This window comes from Pseudomonas sp. Irchel s3b2 (genome assembly GCF_900187445.1).
Taxonomy (GTDB): domain Bacteria; phylum Pseudomonadota; class Gammaproteobacteria; order Pseudomonadales; family Pseudomonadaceae; genus Aquipseudomonas.
The window spans coordinates 181,821-202,145 of the sequence record NZ_FYEB01000008.1; the positions used below are offsets into that span (position 1 = coordinate 181,821).

General features: G+C 58.9%; 19 protein-coding genes. 7 read left to right on the forward strand and 12 right to left on the reverse strand.

The window, feature by feature from the left end; translation table 11 throughout:
• The 5 genes from CKW20_RS18410 (at window position 1) to CKW20_RS18430 (ending at window position 4,050) form a co-directional block, all read left to right on the forward strand.
• Window positions 1–948, forward strand: a complete 948-nt coding sequence (locus tag CKW20_RS18410) for an ABC transporter permease (RefSeq protein WP_095054203.1) — start codon at window positions 1–3, stop codon at window positions 946–948.
• Complete coding sequence (locus tag CKW20_RS18415; RefSeq protein ID WP_095054204.1) at window positions 938–1,762, forward strand: ABC transporter permease; 825 nt, start codon at window positions 938–940, stop codon at window positions 1,760–1,762. Before CKW20_RS18410 ends, CKW20_RS18415 begins: the two co-directional genes overlap by 11 nt.
• Window positions 1,763–1,919: 157 nt before the next feature.
• Entirely contained in the window at window positions 1,920–3,344 is a 1,425-nt protein-coding gene (locus CKW20_RS18420) for a gamma-aminobutyraldehyde dehydrogenase (protein WP_095054205.1), read from the forward strand.
• Between the two features lie 189 nt (window positions 3,345–3,533).
• Window positions 3,534–3,791 carry a CopG family ribbon-helix-helix protein gene (locus tag CKW20_RS18425; protein WP_095054206.1) on the forward strand — a complete coding sequence of 86 codons (258 nt, stop codon included), beginning with the start codon at window positions 3,534–3,536 and terminating at the stop codon, window positions 3,789–3,791.
• A complete protein-coding gene (locus CKW20_RS18430) occupies window positions 3,760–4,050 on the forward strand; it encodes a type II toxin-antitoxin system RelE/ParE family toxin (protein ID WP_095054207.1) in 291 nt (96 codons plus the stop codon). Before CKW20_RS18425 ends, CKW20_RS18430 begins: the two co-directional genes overlap by 32 nt.
• 50 nt (window positions 4,051–4,100) lie before the next feature.
• Here the strand turns inward: CKW20_RS18430 and CKW20_RS18435 are convergent, their stop codons facing one another.
• A complete protein-coding gene (locus CKW20_RS18435; RefSeq protein ID WP_095054208.1) occupies window positions 4,101–4,286 on the reverse strand; it encodes a hypothetical protein in 186 nt (61 codons plus the stop codon).
• 456 nt (window positions 4,287–4,742) lie between these two features.
• On the opposite strand from CKW20_RS18435, the gene CKW20_RS18440 reads away from it, so the two are divergent.
• The gene (locus tag CKW20_RS18440) at window positions 4,743–6,368 is read left to right on the forward strand and encodes a glucan biosynthesis protein D (protein WP_095054209.1); all 1,626 of its coding nucleotides are present in this window, start codon (window positions 4,743–4,745) and stop codon (window positions 6,366–6,368) included.
• A 207-nt stretch (window positions 6,369–6,575) separates the two neighbouring features.
• Here CKW20_RS18440 and CKW20_RS18445 read toward each other — a convergent pair whose 3' ends face one another.
• From CKW20_RS18445 to CKW20_RS18455, 3 genes are all read right to left on the reverse strand, one after another.
• Entirely contained in the window at window positions 6,576–7,682 is a 1,107-nt protein-coding gene (locus tag CKW20_RS18445) for an NADH:flavin oxidoreductase/NADH oxidase (RefSeq protein WP_095054210.1), read from the reverse strand.
• A gap of 267 nt (window positions 7,683–7,949) precedes the next feature.
• Window positions 7,950–9,659, reverse strand: coding sequence for a single-stranded-DNA-specific exonuclease RecJ (gene recJ / locus CKW20_RS18450; protein ID WP_095054211.1), 1,710 nt, complete (start codon window positions 9,657–9,659; stop codon window positions 7,950–7,952).
• Between the two features lie 66 nt (window positions 9,660–9,725).
• On the reverse strand, window positions 9,726–10,268 hold the full coding sequence (locus CKW20_RS18455; RefSeq protein ID WP_095054212.1) for a YaeQ family protein: 543 nt from the start codon (window positions 10,266–10,268) through the stop codon (window positions 9,726–9,728).
• Between the two features lie 147 nt (window positions 10,269–10,415).
• Between CKW20_RS18455 and CKW20_RS18460 the strand changes: the two genes are divergently transcribed.
• Window positions 10,416–11,615, forward strand: a complete 1,200-nt coding sequence (locus CKW20_RS18460; protein WP_095054213.1) for a CaiB/BaiF CoA-transferase family protein — start codon at window positions 10,416–10,418, stop codon at window positions 11,613–11,615.
• 199 nt (window positions 11,616–11,814) lie between these two features.
• On the opposite strand, the gene CKW20_RS18465 is transcribed toward CKW20_RS18460, so the two are convergent.
• The 8 genes from CKW20_RS18465 to secF all read right to left on the reverse strand — a co-directional run bounded on the left by CKW20_RS18465 (window position 11,815) and on the right by secF (window position 20,320).
• Window positions 11,815–12,102: a DUF3509 domain-containing protein gene (locus CKW20_RS18465; protein ID WP_095054214.1), complete on the reverse strand. Its 288-nt coding sequence runs from the start codon at window positions 12,100–12,102 to the stop codon at window positions 11,815–11,817.
• Between the two features lie 212 nt (window positions 12,103–12,314).
• Window positions 12,315–13,670, reverse strand: coding sequence for a transporter substrate-binding domain-containing protein (locus CKW20_RS18470; RefSeq protein ID WP_095054215.1), 1,356 nt, complete (start codon window positions 13,668–13,670; stop codon window positions 12,315–12,317).
• Window positions 13,671–13,803: 133 nt separating this feature from the next.
• Window positions 13,804–15,213 (reverse strand): threonine synthase, encoded by a 1,410-nt coding sequence (thrC, locus tag CKW20_RS18475; protein WP_007897604.1) that lies wholly within the window; start codon window positions 15,211–15,213, stop codon window positions 13,804–13,806.
• 66 nt (window positions 15,214–15,279) lie between these two features.
• Window positions 15,280–16,584, reverse strand: a complete 1,305-nt coding sequence (locus CKW20_RS18480) for a homoserine dehydrogenase (protein WP_095054238.1) — start codon at window positions 16,582–16,584, stop codon at window positions 15,280–15,282.
• A 133-nt stretch (window positions 16,585–16,717) separates the two neighbouring features.
• Window positions 16,718–17,449 carry a bifunctional protein-disulfide isomerase/oxidoreductase DsbC gene (gene dsbC / locus CKW20_RS18485; protein ID WP_095054216.1) on the reverse strand — a complete coding sequence of 244 codons (732 nt, stop codon included), beginning with the start codon at window positions 17,447–17,449 and terminating at the stop codon, window positions 16,718–16,720.
• 254 nt (window positions 17,450–17,703) lie between these two features.
• Entirely contained in the window at window positions 17,704–18,600 is an 897-nt protein-coding gene (xerD, locus tag CKW20_RS18490) for a site-specific tyrosine recombinase XerD (protein WP_019651849.1), read from the reverse strand.
• A gap of 133 nt (window positions 18,601–18,733) precedes the next feature.
• The gene (locus tag CKW20_RS18495; RefSeq protein WP_095054217.1) at window positions 18,734–19,285 is read right to left on the reverse strand and encodes a glycine zipper 2TM domain-containing protein; all 552 of its coding nucleotides are present in this window, start codon (window positions 19,283–19,285) and stop codon (window positions 18,734–18,736) included.
• Window positions 19,286–19,405: 120 nt separating this feature from the next.
• On the reverse strand, window positions 19,406–20,320 hold the full coding sequence (secF, locus tag CKW20_RS18500; RefSeq protein WP_095054218.1) for a protein translocase subunit SecF: 915 nt from the start codon (window positions 20,318–20,320) through the stop codon (window positions 19,406–19,408).
• Window positions 20,321–20,325 lie beyond the last annotated feature (5 nt).

Consider the following 20,325-nt stretch of genomic DNA (forward strand, 5'->3'; position numbering starts at 1 on the left):
ATGAACAGCGTGGCCCCCTCTCAAACCCCGGCCAGCGGCTCGCCGTTGCGCCGGTTCTCCAACCTGCTGTACCGCCGGCCGAACCTGTATCTGTCGCTGCTGCTGGTGCCGCCGTTGCTCTGGTTCGGTGCGATCTACCTCGGCTCGCTGTTGACGTTGTTGTGGCAAGGCTTCTACACCTTCGATGACTTCACCATGGCGGTCACGCCCGACCTGACCCTGGCGAACTTCGCTGCGCTGTTCCAGCCGTCGAACTTTGACATCATCCTGCGCACCCTGAGCATGGCCATCGTCGTATCCATCGCCAGTGCAATCGTGGCGTTCCCGATTGCCTACTACATGGCGCGCTACACCAGCGGCAAGACCAAGGCGTTTTTCTACATCGCGGTGATGATGCCAATGTGGGCCAGTTACATCGTCAAGGCCTATGCCTGGACCTTGCTGCTGGCCAAGGGCGGCGTCGCGCAGTGGTTCGTTCAGCACCTGGGGCTGGAGCCGGTGTTGCAGTTCGTGCTCGGGATTCCCGGCGTCGGCGGCAGCACTTTGTCGACCTCGCATCTGGGGCGGTTCATGGTGTTCGTCTACATCTGGCTGCCGTTCATGATCCTGCCGATCCAGGCCTCGCTCGAACGCTTGCCGCCGTCGTTGCTGCAAGCCTCGGCGGATCTTGGTGCCAAACCGCGTCAGACCTTCATGCAAGTGATTCTGCCGCTGTCGATTCCGGGCATCGCAGCCGGTTCGATCTTCACGTTTTCGCTGACCCTGGGCGACTTCATCGTGCCGCAACTGATGGGCCCGCCGGGTTACTTCATCGGCAGCATGGTTTACGCCCAGCAAGGAGCGATCGGCAACATGCCGATGGCGGCGGCCTTCACGCTGGTGCCGATCGTGCTGATCGCCATTTACCTGTCCATCGTTAAACGTCTGGGGGCTTTCGATGCGCTCTGACTCTTCATCTCAAGATCGGGCATCCCTGGGCCTGCGCATCGCCGCCTGGGGCGGATTGGTGTTCTTGCACTTCCCGATCCTGATCATCTTCCTCTACGCCTTCAACACCGAAGACGCGGCGTTCAGCTTTCCGCCCAAGGGCTTCACCCTGAAGTGGATCGGCGTGGCGTTCTCCCGACCCGACGTGCTGGAAGCGATAAAGCTGTCGTTGCAAATCGCGGCCGTCGCTACATTGATTGCGCTGGTCCTCGGCACCCTCGCGTCGGCGGCGTTGTACCGACGGGATTTCTTCGGCAAACAGGGTATCTCGCTGATGCTGATCCTGCCGATTGCCCTGCCTGGGATCATCACCGGGATCGCGCTGCTGGCGACTTTCAAAACGCTGGGAATCGAACCGGGGATGTTCACCATCATCGTCGGCCACGCGACCTTCTGTGTGGTGATCGTCTACAACAACGTCATCGCCCGTTTACGCCGCACTTCCTACAGTTTGATCGAAGCGTCGATGGACCTCGGTGCCGACGGCTGGCAGACCTTCCGCTACATCGTCCTGCCGAACCTCGGCTCGGCGTTGCTGGCCGGGGGCATGCTGGCGTTTGCCCTGTCGTTCGACGAAATCATCGTCACCACCTTCACCGCCGGTCATGAACGCACCTTGCCGTTGTGGCTGCTCAACCAGCTCAGCCGCCCACGGGACGTGCCGGTGACCAACGTCGTCGCGATGCTGGTAATGATGGTGACCATGTTGCCGATCCTTGGCGCCTATTACCTGACCCGTGGAGGGGAAAGCGTTGCAGACAGTGGCGGGAAATAACGGACAACTCATTTCCCAATGTAAGAACCGGATCCTGTAGGAGCGAGGCTTGCCCGCGAAGGCGTCCTCAAGAACGTCAAAAGCTTCGCGGGCAAGCCTCGCTCCTACAGGGATTCGGTTCCAACAGAAAAACAATCGCTTCGATGAGGACATAGCCATGCAAACCAAACTCTTGATCAACGGCCAACTCGTCAACGGCGAAGGCCCCGCCCAAGCCGTGTTCAACCCGGCTCTCGGCCGTGTGCTGGTAGACATCAACGAAGCCAGCGAAGCCCAGATCGACGCCGCCGTGCGGGCCGCCGACAACGCCTTCCAAGACTGGTCGCAAACTACGCCGAAAGAGCGCTCGCTGCTGCTGCTCAAACTCGCCGACATCATCGAAGCCCATGGCGAAGAGCTGGCAAAACTGGAGTCGGACAACTGCGGCAAACCCTACAGCGCCGCGCTTAACGACGAGATTCCGGCGATTGCCGACGTGTTCCGTTTCTTCGCCGGCGCCAGCCGTTGCATGAGCGGCGCGCTGGGAGGTGAATACTTGCCCGGCCACACCTCAATGATCCGCCGCGACCCGGTGGGCGTGATTGCCTCCATCGCGCCGTGGAACTACCCACTGATGATGGTCGCCTGGAAAATCGCCCCGGCCCTGGCCGCCGGTAATACCGTGGTGCTCAAACCGTCGGAACAAACCCCGCTGACCGCCCTGCGCCTGGCAGAACTGGCGTCGGACATCTTCCCGGCCGGCGTACTTAACCTGGTGTACGGCCGTGGTTCTGCGGTCGGTACCGCTCTGGTCAATCATCCGAAAGTGCGCATGGTGTCGCTGACCGGCTCCATCGCCACCGGCTCGAACATCATTTCCAGCACCGCCGGAAACGTCAAACGCCTGCACATGGAACTGGGCGGCAAGGCGCCGGTGATCATCTTCGACGATGCCGACATCGACGCCGCCGTAGAAGGCATTCGCACCTTCGGTTTCTACAACGCTGGTCAGGATTGCACCGCCGCCTGCCGCATTTACGCGCAAGCAGGCATCTACGACCAGTTCGTCGAGAAGCTCGGTGCGGCCGTCAGCAGTATCAAGTACGGCCTGCAGGACGATCCATCGACGGAGCTCGGCCCGCTAATCAGCGCACAACATCGCGACCGCGTGACCGGGTTGGTCGAGCGTGCCATGGCGCAACCGCATATTCGTTTGATCACTGGCGGCAAAGCGGTGGAAGGCAATGGCTACTTCTTTGAGCCAACGGTGCTGGCCGACGCGCAACAAGACGACGAGATCGTGCGCCGCGAAGTGTTCGGCCCGGTAGTGTCGGTCACCCAGTTCACCGATGAAGCGCAAGCACTGGCCTGGGCCAACGATTCAGACTACGGTTTGGCGTCATCAGTCTGGACCGCGGACGTCGGCCGTGCGCATCGGCTGTCTGCACGCCTGCAGTACGGCTGCACATGGGTGAACACCCACTTTATGCTGGTCAGCGAAATGCCTCACGGCGGTCAGAAACTGTCCGGTTATGGCAAAGACATGTCCATGTATGGACTGGAGGACTACACCGTTGTGCGGCATGTGATGTTCAAGCATTGAAAGCTTCGTGGGTAAGTCGGGACGCCGCATCGCTCGCGCCTATAGGAACTGCGCTGAACCTGTGGGAGCGTGGCTTGCCCGCTAAGGTGTCCTCAAACCCATGCACGCCACATCGGTTGACGAAATTATTGATACGACCCAGGGTGTTTACGTCGTTTACAATGTATACATTCTTTCAGGAGAGCCACCATGGCCTCGCCCGTTTTGTCCTTTCGTGTTGAAGAACTCCTGGCCCAGCAGTTGGATCAACTGGCAGCAGCCACCGACCGCGACCGTCAATACCATCTCAAGCGTGCGTTGGTTCGATATGTAGAAGCCGAGTCATGGCATCTGCGAGCCATAAGCGACGGCATAGCAGATGCCGATGCTGGAAAACTCTCCGATCTGGACGCCGTGAAGGCTAAGTGGGCAAAACGTGCCGAGCATAGTACTGACTCAAAAAGCTGAAAGTGACCTCGACGCCATTCATGAGTGTTACCAAGACCTCCTTGGCGTTGACGCTGCCTTCGAGGTCATTTCGAGTATCCTGCAGTCCTTCCATCAGCTGGAACAATTCCCCGGCTCAGGCAGGCCTTCCGTGGCACCGGATGTGCGCGAACTGGTACTTGGCCGATATCCATTCATCGCGCCCTATCGTTTTATACATGGCCAGATACAAATGCTGCGTGTTCTGCACCAGCGTACAGAGCGGTCGCAGGACTGGTAATGATGATGTTCAGCCGCGACACAATCGCCACGACCAAATATCAAACCTCCTCAAAACCGCGAAACACTGCGCATCGCATCCACCAGATACCGCATCGCAATCCGGTCGTTCTCCGATAACTCGCGATAGCGCTCCACCAACTTCAACTCCTCCGAACTGAGCCGACGCCTTCTCCGCCCGGTGGCCAGGCAGGGAAAGATTCCTAATATTTCAGTGATGCCTTGTACTTTCGACATGGACGATGTCCTTCTATACGTCAGAGAAAACTTCAAAACCGCATCGCCCTATCACTTTCAGCGAACACCTTACGCCCGCTGAACCCACCGGCCTGAAGGGCCGAAACCGGTCATGCCCATAGAATAGAAATTAAATCGGCGCTGAAAAGCTGTTTTTAGAGTAATTAGTCGAAAAAAGCAGATATGCCCTATAAATCAGAAAGTGCTGTGAGAAACGTTACCTGAAATGTCTTGTTTCATTGCCGCGCTGTCGCTGTGCCATCAATCATTTTTGCTCTGCAACCGAACGGTTTAAGCTATTTGGCATCTGTTAGGGGGCGTTCTCAATTAGTTTCCCCGGCGCGAACTGAGAACGCCCCCTAGTCCGTTGCGTTTGGCCAAGGCATGTCCGAACCGTTATTTCCGATCCAGCACGTGCCAGGAACGGCGCGGGATTGTTCACGACAGGTTGTACTTATGCACCGCAGGAATTTGCTCAAAGCCTCCATGGCCATCGCGGCTTACACTGGTCTCTCAACCACCGGCCTATTAGCGGCACGCGCCTGGGCTGGCAGCAGCACGGCTGATGGCGACGCTGTGGCGTTCGACTTCGAAGCACTGAAGAGCCAAGCCAAACAGCTCGCCGGCAAGCCTTATCAGGACACCAAGCAGGTGCTGCCGCCGACGCTGGCGACCATGACGCCGCAGAACTTCAACGCGATCCGCTATGACGGTAATCACTCGCTGTGGAAGGACTTGAAAGGTCAGCTGGACGTGCAGTTTTTCCACGTCGGCATGGGTTTCAAGCAACCGGTGCGCATGTACAGCGTCGATCCCAAGACTCGACTGGCGCGCGAGGTGCATTTCCGCCCGTCGCTGTTCAACTACGAAAAAACCACCGTCGACACTAAACAGCTCAAGGGCGATCTGGGTTTCTCCGGGTTCAAGCTGTTCAAGGCCCCGGAGCTGGATCAGCACGACGTGCTGTCGTTCCTCGGCGCCAGCTATTTCCGCGCGGTAGATGCCACCGGCCAGTACGGTTTGTCGGCCCGCGGCCTGGCGATCGATACGTACGCCAAAAAGCGTGAAGAATTCCCGGATTTCACCAAGTTCTGGTTCGAGACACCGGACAAAGACAGCACTCGCTTTGTGGTTTATGCCTTGCTCGATTCGCCGAGCGCCACTGGCGCCTACCGTTTTGACATCGATTGCCAGGCCGAGCGTGTGGTGATGGAAGTCGACGCCCACGTCAATGCCCGCACCGCCATCGAGCAACTCGGCATTGCGCCGATGACCAGCATGTTCAGCTGTGGCACCCATGAGCGGCGCATGTGCGACACCATTCATCCGCAAATTCACGACTCCGATCGCCTGGCAATGTGGCGCGGCAATGGCGAGTGGATCTGCCGCCCGCTGAATAACCCGGCCACCCTGCAATTCAATGCCTTTGCCGATACAGATCCGAAAGGCTTTGGTCTGGTGCAGACCGATCACGAGTTCGCCAATTATCAGGACACCGTCGACTGGTACAGCAAGCGCCCGAGTCTGTGGGTAGAACCTACTACCGCGTGGGGCGAAGGCTCTATCGATTTGCTGGAAATTCCTACAACCGGCGAAACCCTGGATAACATCGTCGCGTTCTGGACGCCGAAAAAACCGGTCGCGGCCGGCGACTCCCTCAACTACGGCTACAAGCTCTATTGGAGCGCTCTGCCACCGGTGAGCACGCCGCTAGCGCGGGTCAACGCGACCCGTTCGGGCATGGGCGGCTTCATTGAAGGCTGGGCGCCGGGCGAGCATTACCCGCCAGTCTGGGCGCGACGCTTTGCCGTGGACTTCACCGGCGGCGGTCTGGACCGCTTGCCCGAAGGTGCGGGGATCGAGCCGGTGGTGACCTGCTCGAACGGCGAAGTGAAGGACTTCAATGTGTTGGTGCTCGATGACATCAAGGGCTACCGCATTACTTTCGATTGGTACCCGACCAATGACAGCGTGGCACCGGTGGAGCTGCGGTTGTTCATTCGCACCAATGACCGGACGTTGAGTGAAACCTGGTTGTACCAGTATTTCCCGCCGGCGCCGGAGAAGCGTAAGTACACCTGAGGGTAGGTGGTTGTTTGGGCGGGCCCCTTCGCGGGCAAGCCTCGCTCCTACGGGATGTGTATCGCGCCCCAATCACGCGAGCGACACAAACCCCGTAGGAGCGAGGCTTGCCCGCGAAGACGGCCTGACAGACAACAAACATCTCAGCACAAAAACGCAAAAAGCCCCGGTCAACACGACCGGGCTTTTTTGGTTTTACAGAGGCATTCAATCACGCAAATCCGATTCATGAATCGGCTGGTCACGATGGGTAGCCCGATGATATTGCGCCGGCCAGATAGCCTTGTTCCCGCCCAGATCATCATCGGCATGCAGCGGCCAGTACGGATCACGCAACAACTCCCGGGCGAGGAAGATGATGTCGGCCTGACAAGTACGCAGGATGTGCTCGGCCTGGGCAGGTTCGGTGATCATTCCAACGGTGCCGGTGGCAATGCCTGACTCCTTGCGTACGCGCTCGGCGAAACGAGTCTGATAACCGGGGCCTGTAGGAATCTCGGCGTTTACCGCCGTGCCGCCCGACGAGACGTCAATCAGGTCCACGCCCAAGTCTTTGAGCCGTCGTGCCAGCTCCACAGTTTCATCGGGGTTCCAGCCGTCTTCCACCCAATCGGTGGCCGACACCCGCACAAACACCGGTAATTCTTCAGGCCACACCGCACGCACCGCTTCGGTGACTTGCAGCACCAGCCGAATTCGATTTTCGAACGAACCACCATACAGATCGCGCCGCTGATTGCTCAGGGGTGAAAGAAACTGGTGCAACAGGTAACCGTGGGCGGCATGCACTTCGACCACTTTGAACCCGGCGGTCAGCGCCCGTCTGGCCGAATCGACGAAGGCCTGAATGACGTCGGCGATCTCGCCCTCATCGAGCTGTTTCGGTGCTGTGTGCTGAGGGTCGAAAGCGATGGGCGAAGGGCCGACCGGGATCCAGCCGCCGTCTTCCGGTTTGACGCTGCCATGCTTGCCGAGCCATGGCCGATGCGTGCTGGCCTTGCGCCCGGCGTGGGCCAACTGAATGCCGGCAACGGCGCCCTGCGCAGCGATAAAGCGGGTGATACGTTGCAAAGGTTCGATCTGTTCATCATTCCACAGTCCGAGGTCCTGGGCAGTGATACGCCCGTCGGCGGTGACCGCCGTGGCTTCGGTGAATACCAAGCCCGCACCGCCGATAGCGCGGCTGCCGAGGTGGACTAGATGCCAGTCATTGGCCAGCCCATCGACGCTGGAGTACTGGCACATCGGTGATACCGCGATGCGGTTAAGCAGGGTCAATTGACGAAGGGTATAGGGTTCAAGCAGCAGACTCATGGGGCACCTCTCGAATCAGTGGGCAGGCTCCAGGGTTCTGTTTGAATAGTCGACGAGTGACAGGAAAAAGGTGCAACACCCGCCCCCGCGGGCAAAAAATTCGACAAGACGTCACAAGGATAATCAAGCAGTGCTTAGAGCCTAGTCGACATCGTGGGATCAGGAAGGAATCCGAGGGATTTGGTGCGGGGAAAATTGCTTTCGCGGGCAAGCCTCGCTCCTACAGGTAGATGCGATCTGTAGGAGCGAGGCTTGCCCGCGAAGGATTCAACGCGGTTCGATGTGGGCAATCATCAACTGGACCGTCTCGTTCCCACGAAACTCGTTGAGGTCGAGTTTGTAGGCCAATTCGACCCACTTGATGGTCGGATTCGGCCAGATATCACGGTCGATACCGAAGGCAATACCGTCCAGCTTCACTGAACCGCATTCACTTCTCAGCACTACTTTGAGATGCCGCTCACCCACGACGCGCTGCTCAACCAACTGGAACACCCCATGAAACAGCGGCTCTGGAAAGTGCTGCCCCCATGGCCCGGCGTGGCGCAGGGCGCGAGCCAGTTCAAGGTGAAACTCTTCGACCGCCAACGTGCCGTCCGACAGCAGGCGCCCGGTCAGGTCTTCTTCACGCAATTGCCTACGCACTTCAGCGTCAAAGGCCTCGGCAAACAACGGAAAATTCGCTTCCGGCAACGTCAGGCCGGCCGCCATGGCGTGGCCACCGTATTTGCTGATCAGATTCGGATGCTGCGCCGCGACCACGCTCAAGGCATCGCGAATGTGAAAACCCTGAACCGAACGCCCCGAGCCCTTGAGCAGGCCATCGCCGGCATCGGCAAAGGCAATGGTCGGACGAAAATAGCGCTCTTTCATACGCGAGGCGAGGATTCCGATGACACCCTGGTGCCACTCGGGATCGAACAGGCACAGGCCGAACGGCATCGATTCCACCGGCAAATCCTTGAGCTGGGCCAGCGCCTCACGCTGCATGCCCTGCTCGATGGATTTGCGGTCCTGATTCATGCCATCCAGCTGAGCGGCCATTTCACGGGCAGCGCCCGTGTCTTCGGTGAGCAGGCATTCGATGCCCAGGCTCATGTCATCCAGACGCCCCGCCGCGTTCAGGCGTGGGCCGAGGATGAAGCCCAGGTCAGTGGAGGTGATGCGCGAATGATCACGCTTGGCCACTTCAAGGATCGCCTTGATCCCCGGCCGCGCACGCCCGGCGCGAATCCGCTCGAGCCCCTGATGCACCAGAATCCGGTTGTTGGCATCCAGCGGCACCACGTCAGCGACGCTGCCCAGTGCCACCAGGTCGAGCAATTCGCCAATGTTCGGCTGCGGCTTGCTTTCGTACCAACCCAGGCTGCGCAAGCGCGCGCGCAGGGCCATCAGCACATAGAAGATCACCCCGACGCCGGCCAGGGCTTTGCTCGGAAACTCGCAACCCGGCTGGTTTGGATTGACGATGGCATCGGCCAACGGCAGCTCATCGCCAGGCAAGTGGTGATCGGTGACCAGCACCTTGAGCCCGGCTTTTTTCGCCGCGGCCACGCCTTCGACGCTGGAGATGCCGTTGTCCACGGTGATCAGCAGTTGCGGCTGGCGGGTCAGCGCCACTTCGACGATCTCCGGCGTCAGGCCGTAGCCGTACTCGAACCGGTTCGGCACCAGATAGTCGACATGCGCCGCGCCCAACAGGCGCAACCCCAGCATGCCCACGGTACTGGCCGTCGCACCATCGGCGTCGAAGTCGCCGACGATCAGAATCCGCTGACGTTGTTCCAGGGCCGTCACCAGCAAATCCACCGCCGCATCGATGCCTTTGAGCTGCTGATACGGAATCAGCCGCGCCAGGCTCTTGTCCAGTTCAACCTCGGATTGCACGCCCCGAGCTGCGTAAAGGCGGGTCAGCAGCGGTGGAATATCACCGAGGAATGGCAGGGTATCGGGCAACAGGCGAGGTTCGATGCGCATGGGGTGACAGGTGCTTCTCTTGAATACGTAGGATAAAACCGGGTAACGCGGTTCAGCGGCGAATAATCAGCCGCGTTCGCCGGCCAGCCATTGCAACTGGACTTCGTGCTGACCACGGTCGTCGGTGACGAAAATCGTTCCTTCGCTGATCATCACGTCCCACTTGATAACGCGCGGCATGTCCTTGGCCAGGGTTTCCAGCACTTCCTGGGGCACAGCGGCGATGTTGACGTTTTTCAGGGTTTTGATCGCCGGGATCACTTTGCCTTCCCAGACACGCAGGCTGCCGTAAGCCAGCAGGCTGGTGCGCTCGGTGCGGCGCGAGCACCAGGTCAGGCGATCGGCGTCTGGCTGGCCGACTTCGATCCAGTGCAGGACACGGTCATCCAGGCTCTTTTCCCACAGCGCTGGCTCATCCACGTCTGACAGACCGCGACCGAAGGACAACTGCTCGTTGTACCAGAAGGCGTAGGCCAACAGCCGCACGGTCATGCGCTCTTCGGTTTCCGAAGGGTGACGGGCGATGGTCTGCTTCACGCTCTCGTAGACGCTGCGGTCGAGGTCGGTGAGGTTCAGTTCAAACTTGTAGGTTGTGGACGGCTGGGCCATGAACGGGCTTCTTGATACGAGGAAAGGCGGCAAGTCTAACCGATGCAACAGGCAATCAACGAATTGAAGGCGATCAACTTTGGGCGACTGAGGCCGGCCTATGTTAAAACGCTGTATTCGCTCAGCCTTTGTCCTACAGGATTCAGTATGCCGTTCTCCAATAAGCCGCTCTCGGGTCTGAAAGTCATCGAATTGGGTACGTTGATTGCCGGGCCGTTTGCCTCGCGCATTTGCGGCGAGTTCGGCGCCGAAGTGATCAAGATCGAGTCCCCGGACGGCGGTGATCCGTTGCGCAAATGGCGCAAGTTGTATGAAGGCACCTCGCTGTGGTGGTTCGTTCAGGCGCGCAACAAAAAGTCTTTGACCCTGAACCTGAAACACCCGGACGGCCTGGCGATTCTGAAACAGCTGCTCAGCGAAGCAGACATCCTGATCGAGAATTTTCGCCCCGGCGTGCTGGAAAAACTCGGTCTGGGCTGGGAAGTCTTGCATGCACTGAACCCGAAACTGGTGATGGTGCGGCTCTCGGGCTTTGGCCAGACCGGGCCAATGAAAGATCAGCCAGGTTTCGGTGCGGTCGGTGAATCCATGGGCGGCTTGCGCTACATCACCGGGTTCGAGGACCGGCCGCCGGTGCGCACCGGGATTTCTATTGGAGATTCGATTGCCGCGCTCTGGGGCGTGATCGGCGCGCTGATGGCCTTGCGTCATCGCGAGGTCAACGGCGGTTTGGGACAAGTGGTGGACGTGGCGCTGTATGAAGCGATCTTCGCCATGATGGAAAGCATGGTCCCGGAGTTCGACGTGTTCGGCTTCATCCGCGAACGCACCGGCAACATCATGCCGGGCATCACGCCCTCCTCCATTCACACCAGCGCCGACGGCAAACACGTGCAGATCGGCGCCAACGGCGATGCGATCTTCAAGCGTTTCATGCTGATCATCGGTCGTGAAGACCTGGCTAACGACCCCGTGCTGGCCAGCAACGACGGACGCGACAGCCGTCGCGACGAGATTTACGGGGTGATCGATCGCTGGGTCAACTCACTGCCGCTGGACACGGTGATCGCGCAACTGAACCAGGCCGACGTTCCTGCCAGCCGGATCTTCAGCGCCGAAGATATGTTCAGCGATCCGCAATACCTCGCCCGGGAAATGTTCCTGCAAGCCAAGCTGCCCGACGGCAAGGATTTCAGAATGCCTGGCATCGTGCCAAAACTCTCTGAGACGCCCGGCAGCTCCGAATGGGTCGGGCCGCAGTTGGGTGAACACAATGCGCAGGTACTCCACGATCTTGGCTACGACCTGACACAGATCGCACGGCTGCGTGAAGACGGAGCTATTTAAGCTGAAGCGCCTGCTTTCATCAGCAATGACAAATCGCAGGCAAAAAGAAACCCCGAGAAGTGGGGAGACAACTCGGGGTTAAACGTGGCCTACAAAACGGCCAGTGACAACAAGCTACAAGCACCGGAGCACAATGCTTGATCCTGCTGTTACATGGTCTGACTGACCTTGGCGCAGGAAGGTTCCCACAAAAAACAGTTCAATTTCGGCTGGCCAGGATCTTGTCCTGAGCGGCATTGCGCAACGCCGCAATGACACAGGGCTCCAGACGTCCTTCCGCGATCAGGACGTCGCGGTGCAGCCCGTCGACAACATCCGTCAACAAACGTTTATCGGTTAACTGGGCCTGATTGAACAGCCGTTCGACCACGATAGCGCCGCTCGCACTCTTCAGTGTCACCAGGCATTCGCCATGGGCACCCGATGGGGTCAACGTGACCTGATACGGGCTCAGAGCCTCACCGAGCAATAGACTGATACTTTCCATCTCGATCACCACTCAATAGTCCGAAAACAAAGTGCCTGGGGCGTGTCCACAGTAAATGATCCCAGGCCCGAGAAGAAAGTTCTGGATTCCAACGGCAGGCGCACCGGCGCCTCTGGTAGATAGAGCATGCACGGTAAAGATGACAGCAAAAAAACAGCTGATTCACGCAGTTTCAGCCACGACGCGCTCTTTGCTACAGATCGCATTGCAATTCACACCTGGCGTGTACGCTTGCCGATATCGCTCCATCCGCCCAGCAGTCCTCGCAATTGACCGTCCGCACTGTAAAACGGCACCGTCCACTGGTAGATGTCCCTGACGCCGTCCTTGAACATCAACTGACGTTCGCTGAAGCGGGTCTTGCGAGTACCTAGCTGAGTCATGAACTCGGCGTGCAGCTGCTCGGCGGTCTCTTTGGGCAAGACATCGAGTTCGATCAGTTGTCGCCCCTGAACCTGGTCGAAACGGGTCGACAAGCGCTCCTCATAACTTTTGTTGCACATGATCAAACGCCCTTCCAGATCACGCACGAACATCGGATCGGGCATGGCGTCTATCAATGCGTGCTGGAAGGCGAGCTGATCATTGAGGTCTTTCTCGGCGTCCCGACGTTGTTCGATCAATGCAGCAAGGCGACGGTTCCAAAGCAATGAGAGCAAGCCGAACAGGCTAACGATGAACAGGCTCCAGCAACCCCACTGGGTTATCCGCTGCCAGGCCGAGGGCGCGTGTACCGACGCAATTCCGTTCAGCCATTTCAGCCGCATGGCGCGTAATTCGGCGGGCGGAAATGCTTCGAGCGCCTTGTTGAGGATGCTCAATAACTGCGGCTGCCCTTTACGAACCGCCAAGTGATCAGCCTCCCATTTGCCTTCCACAGCATGTCCCACCTTGAGCCGGCCCGAGGGATAGAACTGCGCTCCGATTTCGTTTTCAATGGTGGCGTAGGCCTCGCCACTTTCCACCAGTGCCCGGGCCTCAACCTGGGTTTTGACCGAGCGCAGCTCGATCGCCGGGTAGTCACGCCGAATCGCCCCCTCCAGGGCGTGCCGGGCCGGCAATACCAGGACTCTTTTCGAAAGTTGTTCCAGGGACTGTAACGCAGGCGTGCCGGCCAGTCCCACGAGCACCCAGCCTGCCCCGCCGAACGCATGACTGAAATCCAGAAACACCTTGCGCTCGTCATTCATTGCCAGCGTCGTGCTCAAGTCCGCCGCGCCACGTTCCAGTCGTTCCAGCAGTTGGTCGGTGGAAAACGACTCTTCATGGACGAACCGCAACCCGGTCATGGCGCTGATGCGGTTGAGCACATCGTTGTTCAAACCGCTCCAGTGACCGTGCTCATCCTTGAACAGGTACAGCGGGTACTGCGCCGACGCGACGATAACCATTGGATGTTCAGCAATCCATTGCCGCTCCTGAGCGTCCAGCTCAATGCGTGCGATGGTGGCTGACTCGCGGGATTCGTGTGTCGTCAATTGTGCGGCCTTCACCCATTGCCCAAAGCCCAGGGCGCCCAGCAAAAACATCCAGCACACGGCTGGTTTAAACCCTCTAAAAAACAGCATTGCCACTTCCTTGGTGATCGTCTCGCCCGTCCTTCATGGGCGGCTCTTCTTTTACGAAACCCGACAAGTGTGGCATGCAGAAATGAGAAAGCCCGTCAGGAGACGGGCTTCAAAATGTGACAGCTTTTGCCGGTTACAGCGGCTTGCCGCGGTTGCCATGCTGACTGACAAAGGCCTGCACGGCTTTCAGGTCGTTCGGCAATACGGTGCAACGTTCATCTCGCTCAAACAAATCAGAAAGATGTGCAGGCAGTTCGAGTGCTTTTCCTACACCGGCTTTTTCCACTGCGTCCGGGAATTTGACCGGATGGGCCGTGCCGAGGATCACCATCGGGATATCCAGGCTGCGACGGCATTCACGCGCAGCCTTCACGCCGATGGCAGTGTGCGGGTCCAGCAGCTCGCCAGTTTGCTCAAAGACTTCGGCAATGGTCTCGCAGGTTTGCGCGTCGTCCACGGCCAGCGAATCGAACAGCTTGCGTGCTTCGGTCCAGCGTTCCTGTTCGACGCTGAAACCGCCGCCCTGCTTGAAGGTGTCCATCAAACCGGCAATCGCTGCGCCGTTACGACCGTGCAGGTCGAACAGCAGGCGTTCGAAGTTCGACGAGACCATGATGTCCATGGAAGGCGACAGCGTGGCGTGCAGAGTTTCCTTGACGTACTGATTGCCGCTCATGAAGCGGTGCAGGATGTCGTTGCGGTTGGTGGCAACGATCAACTGGTTGATCGGCAGGCCCATATTGCGCGCCAGGTAACCGGCGAAGATATCGCCGAAGTTGCCGGTCGGTACCGAGAACGACACCGAACGCGCCGGGCCGCCCAACTGCAGGGCTGCGTGGAAGTAGTAAACGATCTGGGCCATGATCCGCGCCCAGTTGATCGAGTTCACCGCCACCAGGCGCGTGCCTTTGAGGAAGCTCTGGTCGGCGAAGCTCGCCTTGACCATTTCCTGGCAGTCATCGAAGTTGCCTTCGATGGCGATGTTATGGATGTTCTCGCCGAAGATGGTGGTCATCTGGCGACGCTGCACTTCGGACACACGGTTGTGCGGGTGCAAAATGAAGATGTCGACGTTTTCGCAGTGCTTGCAACCTTCGATCGCCGCCGAACCGGTGTCGCCGGAGGTGGCGCCAACAATCACCACGCGCTCGCCGCGCTTTTCCAGCACGTAGTCGAGCAGACGACCCAGCAGTTGCAGGGCGAAGTCTTTGAACGCCAGGGTCGGGCCGTGGAACAGCTCCAACACCCATTCGTTGCCATTCAGCTGACGCAGTGGTGCCACGGCGTTGTGGGAAAACACGCCGTACGTTTCTTCAAGAATCTTTTTGAAATCGGCATCCGGAATACTGCCGGTGACGAATGGGCGCATCACCCGGAAGGCCAGCTCGTGATACGGCAGGCCGGCCCACGAAGCGATCTCTTCCTGGGTGAAACGAGGCAGGTTTTCCGGGACGTACAGACCGCCGTCGGTGGCGAGACCGGCCAGCAGGACATCTTCGAAATTCAGGGCCGGTGCCTGGCCGCGGGTACTGATATAACGCATGACTGGCTCCAATAGACAGTGTTCGCAATGCCGGGCCCGCGTGCGAGCCCGGTGAACGATAACGGCTTAGTTCAGGTGCTCGACGCGGATCCTTACGACCGGGCCCACCACGCCTTCCAAGGCCTCCAGGGCGGTGATCGCGTCGTTGATGCGCTGCTCCAGCACGCGGTGGGTCAGCAGGATCATCGGCACCAGGCCGTCGTGTTCCTCGACTTCTTTCTGCATGATCGATTCGATGTTGATGCCGCGCTCCGACAGGATGCTCGCCACCTGAGCCAACACGCCCGGATGGTCCTTGGCCTGTATACGCAGGTAATAAGCACTTTCGCAGGCTTCGATCGGCAGGATCGGATGGGCCGACAGCGAATCCGGCTGGAAGGCCAGGTGCGGCACGCGGTTCTCCGGGTCGGAGGTCATGGCACGCACCACGTCCACCAGATCCGCGATCACCGACGAAGCGGTCGGTTCCATGCCGGCACCAGCGCCGTAGAACAGGGTCGAACCGGCAGCGTCGCCATTGACCATCACCGCGTTCATCACGCCATTGACGTTGGCAATCAAGCGATCGGCCGGGATCAGCGTCGGGTGCACACGCAGCTCGATACCGGCCGCGGTGATGCGCGCCACGCCCAGGTGCTTGATGCGATAGCCCAGCGCTTCGGCGTAGTTCACGTCAGCGGTGGTCAGCTTGGTGATGCCTTCGGTGTAAGCCTTATCGAATTGCAGCGGAATGCCGAACGCGATGGACGCCAGGATCGTCAGCTTGTGGGCTGCGTCGATGCCTTCGACATCGAAGGTCGGATCCGCTTCGGCGTAACCCAGAGCTTGTGCCTCGGCGAGTACGTCTTCGAAGGTGCGACCCTTCTCACGCATTTCGGTGAGAATGAAGTTGCCGGTGCCATTGATGATCCCGGCCACCCAGTTGATGCGGTTGGCAGACAAACCTTCACGGATCGCCTTGATCACCGGGATGCCACCGGCCACGGCCGCTTCGAACGCAACGATCACGCCCTTCTCGCGAGCCTTGGCGAAAATTTCATTACCGTGAACGGCGATCAGTGCCTTGTTCGCGGTGACCACATGCTTGCCATTCTCGATGGCCTTGAGTACCAGCTCGCGGGCAACGGTGTAGCCGCCCATCAGCTCTATAACGATGTCGATCTCAGGGTTCGTGGCCACTTCGAACACATCGTTGGTAATCGCAATACCGGTCGTCTGGAACTGAGGCTTTGGCGTGCGCATGGCAATTTGTGCCACTTCGATTCCACGCCCGGCACGACGAGCAATTTCCTCGGCGTTGCGCTGAAGTACGTTGAAGGTACCGCCACCGACGGTCCCTAACCCACAGATGCCTACTTTGACCGGTTTCACTGTGAACTCCCCATGAAACGGCCGACTCAAGGCCGGCCGTGAAAACAACCGCATGTTCGCGGTTCTCTATTAATGGCCCGACAATATTGCCGCCGAACCATGATCGTCAAAGGCTGACCATGACGATGCGAAACTATTTCGCGCTCAATGCCAGTTTGGCGACTTGTGGCGCAGGCTGGTAGCCCGGAATGACCTGTCCATCGGCCAAAACGATGGCCGGTGTACCGTTCACACCAATGGACTGGCCGAGGGCGAACTGTTTGGACACCGGGTTCTCGCACTTGGCGGCCTTGATTTCCTTGCCATCGACCATTTTGTCCATGGCGGCTTTCTTGTCTTTCGAGCACCACACGGCTTGCAATTGCTCGTCACCCGCCGAGCCCAGGCCCTGGCGCGGGAACGCAACATAACGCACTTCGATACCCAGTTTATTCAGCGCCGGCACTTCGGCGTGCAGCTTGTGGCAGTACGGGCAGGTGGTGTCGGTGAAGACCGTGATGTGCGACTTGGTTTCGCCAATGGCCGGGTAGACCACGGTTTCAGCCACTGGAATGCCGTTAATCAGTTTCGAAATGCCCAGGCGCTCGGTTTTCTCCGTCAGGTTGACCGGTTTGCCGTCCTTGAGCTGAAACAGATAGCCCTGAACGACATATTGGCCGTCGGCACTGGCGTACAACACGCGGCTGCCCTTGAGTTTGACTTCGTACAGACCTGGCAACGGGCTGGCGGTGATGGTTTCGACCGGCACGTCAAGCTGGAGGTTTTCCAGGCTTTTACGAATGGCTTTGTCGGCCGCGTCATCGGCGACGGCAAAGGTGCTGACCAACGCAATGGCTGCGGCGGCGAAAATCTGGGTCAGACGCATGAGAACTCCTGAAGGCGGACAAATGGGACGATCAGAACGCCCGTGCCGAAACACCGGGTCATAAACGCCCATCGTGCAAACCGGCAAAGCCTACCACATAAGGCCGGCGTGGCCGAATGCGGGGTGACGCGAGACATCAATGAGACACGGAACCCTGTAGGAGCGAGCTTGCTCGCGAAAAGCGGTATACCAGGCGACATGTACCGCCGTCTTCGCGGGCAAGCCCGCTCCTACACAGAGCGATCGCACAATATTCAGCCGCGCGGGTGATGCTTGGCGTGCAAGTCCTGCAAACGTGCGCGGGCGACGTGAGTATAGATCTGAGTGGTCGAGAGATCGCTGTGGCCGAGCAGCATTTGCACCACTCGAAGATCGGCACCGTGGTTGAGCAAGTGCGTGGCAAAGGCATGGCGCAGGGTATGAGGCGACAGCGACTTGCCGATACCGGCGACCTTGGCCTGGTGCTTGATGCGATGCCAGAAAGTCTGGCGGGTCATCTGCTCGCCGCGCAGGCTGGGAAACAGCACATCGCTGGGACGCCCGCCCAGCAGCTCGCCACGGGCATCGCGCATGTAGCGTTCGACCCAGACGATCGCCTCCTCGCCCATCGGCACCAGCCGCTCCTTGCTGCCCTTGCCCATCACCCGCAGCACGCCTTGGCGCAGGTTGACCTGCTCCAGCGTCAAGCTGATCAGCTCCGTGACCCGCAAACCACAGGCATAAAGCACCTCAAGCATGGCGCGATCACGCTGACCGATAGCTTCGCTCAGGTCTGGCGCGGCCAGAAGTGCTTCCACATCGGCTTCCGACAAAGATTTAGGCAACGGCCTACCCAGTTGCGGCATATCGACGCGCAAGGTCGGATCGACAGCGATCAGCTTTTCCCGCAGCAAATAGCGATAGAAGCCACGCACACCGGAAAGAAACCGCGCCGTAGAACGGGGCTTGTAGTTTTGCTCCAGACGCCAGGCCAAGTGATCAAGAATCAACTCACGACCGGCGTTGATCAGCTCCAGGCCTTTCTCCTGCAACCAGCCGTTGAACAAGGCCAGGTCACTGCGATAGGCATCGCGGGTGTTATCGGAAAGGCCTTTTTCCAGCCACAGGGCGTCGAGGAACTGGTCTATCAGGGGATGATCGATGGCAGGCATGGAGTCTCAGACAGGCAGGCGTAAGGCCGCGAAAAATGAAGAGTCTTTCATAGCACGTTGGCGGTGAACATAAAATTCAGGCACAAAAAAAGCATCCCTCTCGGGATGCTTCTTTTTGCTTGAGGCGCTCAGCTTATTGTTGAGCCGGTTCGTTTTGCCCCAGGATCAACTTGCCTTCCTTGTCGACCGGAATCTGGTTGCCCGGATCGCGATCCATCCGCACTTTGCCTTCTTTGCCATCCAGCGAATAACGAACGTCGTAGCCTACAACCTTGTCACTGATGTCATTCACGGTGTTACAGCGGGTTTGAGTGGTGGTGTAGGTATCACGCTCCTGCATGCCTTCCTGCACCTTGTTGCCCGCATAACCGCCGCCGACCGCACCGGCCACTGTGGCGATTTTCTTGCCTGTACCGCCGCCGACCTGGTTGCCCAACAGGCCACCTGCCAGCGCGCCGACCACCGTACCGGCGATCTGGTGTTGATCTTTTACCGGCGCTTGCCGGGTAACCGTAACGTCCTTGCACACTTCACGTGGAGTCTTAATTTGTGTCTTGACCGGTTCAACGGCCAGCACTTGCGCATACTCAGGGCCGCTTTTAACCAGCTTGTAGGTGGCAATAGCACCCCCGGCAGTGACACCGACGGCACCCAATACCGCACCAACCAGCAACGACTTGTTCACATGAACCTCCTGGCCATCACAGGCGGGACAAACCCGCGCTTCTCCCAGCCTTGGAGCATAAAAAAAGGCGCGAGTTCAATACTCGCGCCTTCTCGGCCGTAGCGGGAAAAACGATTACCGTTATGGTCGGTCGTCGACTTCCGTCTCGACCGCCGCAGCAGGAATCAGGTCCTCGCTGCTCAGGTTCAGCCAGATCAGCACCACGTTCGCGATGTAGATCGACGAGTAAGTACCCGCCAGAACACCGATGAACAGGGCAATGGAGAAGCCGAACAGGTTGTCGCCACCGAAGAACAACAGGGCCGCGATCGCCAGCAAAGTGGAGATCGAAGTGGCCATGGTCCGCAGCAGGGTTTGCGTGGTCGAGATGTTGATGTTCTCGATCAGGCTGGCCTTGCGCAGTACCCGGAAGTTCTCACGAACCCGGTCGAATACCACGATGGTATCGTTGAGCGAGTAACCGATGATCGCCAGCACCGCCGCCAGTACCGTCAGGTCGAAGGTGATCTGGAAGAACGACAGGATACCGATGGTCACGATCACGTCGTGGATCAGGGATACGATCGCACCCACCGCAAACTTCCACTGAAAGCGGAAAGCCAGGTAGATCAAAATGCCGCCCAGCGCCATCAGCATGCCGAGGCCGCCCTGGTCGCGCAGCTCTTCACCGACCTGAGGGCCGACGAATTCGACGCGCTTGACCACCGCAGGGTTGTCGCCACCGACCTTCTGCAAGGCCTCGGCCACCTGGTGACCCAGCTGCGGGTCTTCACCTGGCATACGCACCAGCAAATCGGTAGTCGCACCGAAGCTCTGTACGATCGCCTCGTTATAACCCGATGTAACCAACTGCTCACGCACTTTGGTGACGTCGGCCGGACGCTCGTAGGTCAGCTCGATGAGCGTACCGCCGGTGAAGTCCAGCCCCCAGTTCATGCCCTTGGTGGCGACACTGAACAGAGCCAGAACCGTAAGGAACAATGTGACGCCGAACGCAATGTTGCGAACGCCCATGAAGTTGATTGTACGTAACATGGCAG

Excerpts from the sequence above, each read along its gene's own strand:
- CKW20_RS18410 (WP_095054203.1), top strand. The coding sequence starts at position 1 with ATGAACAGCGTGGCCCCCTCTCAAACCCCGGCCAGCGGCTCGCCGTTG.
- CKW20_RS18415 (WP_095054204.1), top strand. The coding sequence starts at position 938 with ATGCGCTCTGACTCTTCATCTCAAGATCGGGCATCCCTGGGCCTGCGC.
- CKW20_RS18420 (WP_095054205.1), top strand. The coding sequence starts at position 1,920 with ATGCAAACCAAACTCTTGATCAACGGCCAACTCGTCAACGGCGAAGGC.
- CKW20_RS18425 (WP_095054206.1), top strand. The coding sequence starts at position 3,534 with ATGGCCTCGCCCGTTTTGTCCTTTCGTGTTGAAGAACTCCTGGCCCAG.
- CKW20_RS18435 (WP_095054208.1), bottom strand. The coding sequence starts at position 4,286 with ATGTCGAAAGTACAAGGCATCACTGAAATATTAGGAATCTTTCCCTGC.
- CKW20_RS18440 (WP_095054209.1), top strand. The coding sequence starts at position 4,743 with ATGCACCGCAGGAATTTGCTCAAAGCCTCCATGGCCATCGCGGCTTAC.
- CKW20_RS18445 (WP_095054210.1), bottom strand. The coding sequence starts at position 7,682 with ATGAGTCTGCTGCTTGAACCCTATACCCTTCGTCAATTGACCCTGCTT.
- recJ (WP_095054211.1), bottom strand. The coding sequence starts at position 9,659 with ATGCGCATCGAACCTCGCCTGTTGCCCGATACCCTGCCATTCCTCGGT.
- CKW20_RS18455 (WP_095054212.1), bottom strand. The coding sequence starts at position 10,268 with ATGGCCCAGCCGTCCACAACCTACAAGTTTGAACTGAACCTCACCGAC.
- CKW20_RS18460 (WP_095054213.1), top strand. The coding sequence starts at position 10,416 with ATGCCGTTCTCCAATAAGCCGCTCTCGGGTCTGAAAGTCATCGAATTG.
- CKW20_RS18465 (WP_095054214.1), bottom strand. The coding sequence starts at position 12,102 with ATGGAAAGTATCAGTCTATTGCTCGGTGAGGCTCTGAGCCCGTATCAG.
- CKW20_RS18470 (WP_095054215.1), bottom strand. The coding sequence starts at position 13,670 with ATGCTGTTTTTTAGAGGGTTTAAACCAGCCGTGTGCTGGATGTTTTTG.
- thrC (WP_007897604.1), bottom strand. The coding sequence starts at position 15,213 with ATGCGTTATATCAGTACCCGCGGCCAGGCACCGGCCCTGAATTTCGAA.
- dsbC (WP_095054216.1), bottom strand. The coding sequence starts at position 17,449 with ATGCGTCTGACCCAGATTTTCGCCGCCGCAGCCATTGCGTTGGTCAGC.
- xerD (WP_019651849.1), bottom strand. The coding sequence starts at position 18,600 with ATGCCTGCCATCGATCATCCCCTGATAGACCAGTTCCTCGACGCCCTG.
- secF (WP_095054218.1), bottom strand. The coding sequence starts at position 20,320 with ATGTTACGTACAATCAACTTCATGGGCGTTCGCAACATTGCGTTCGGC.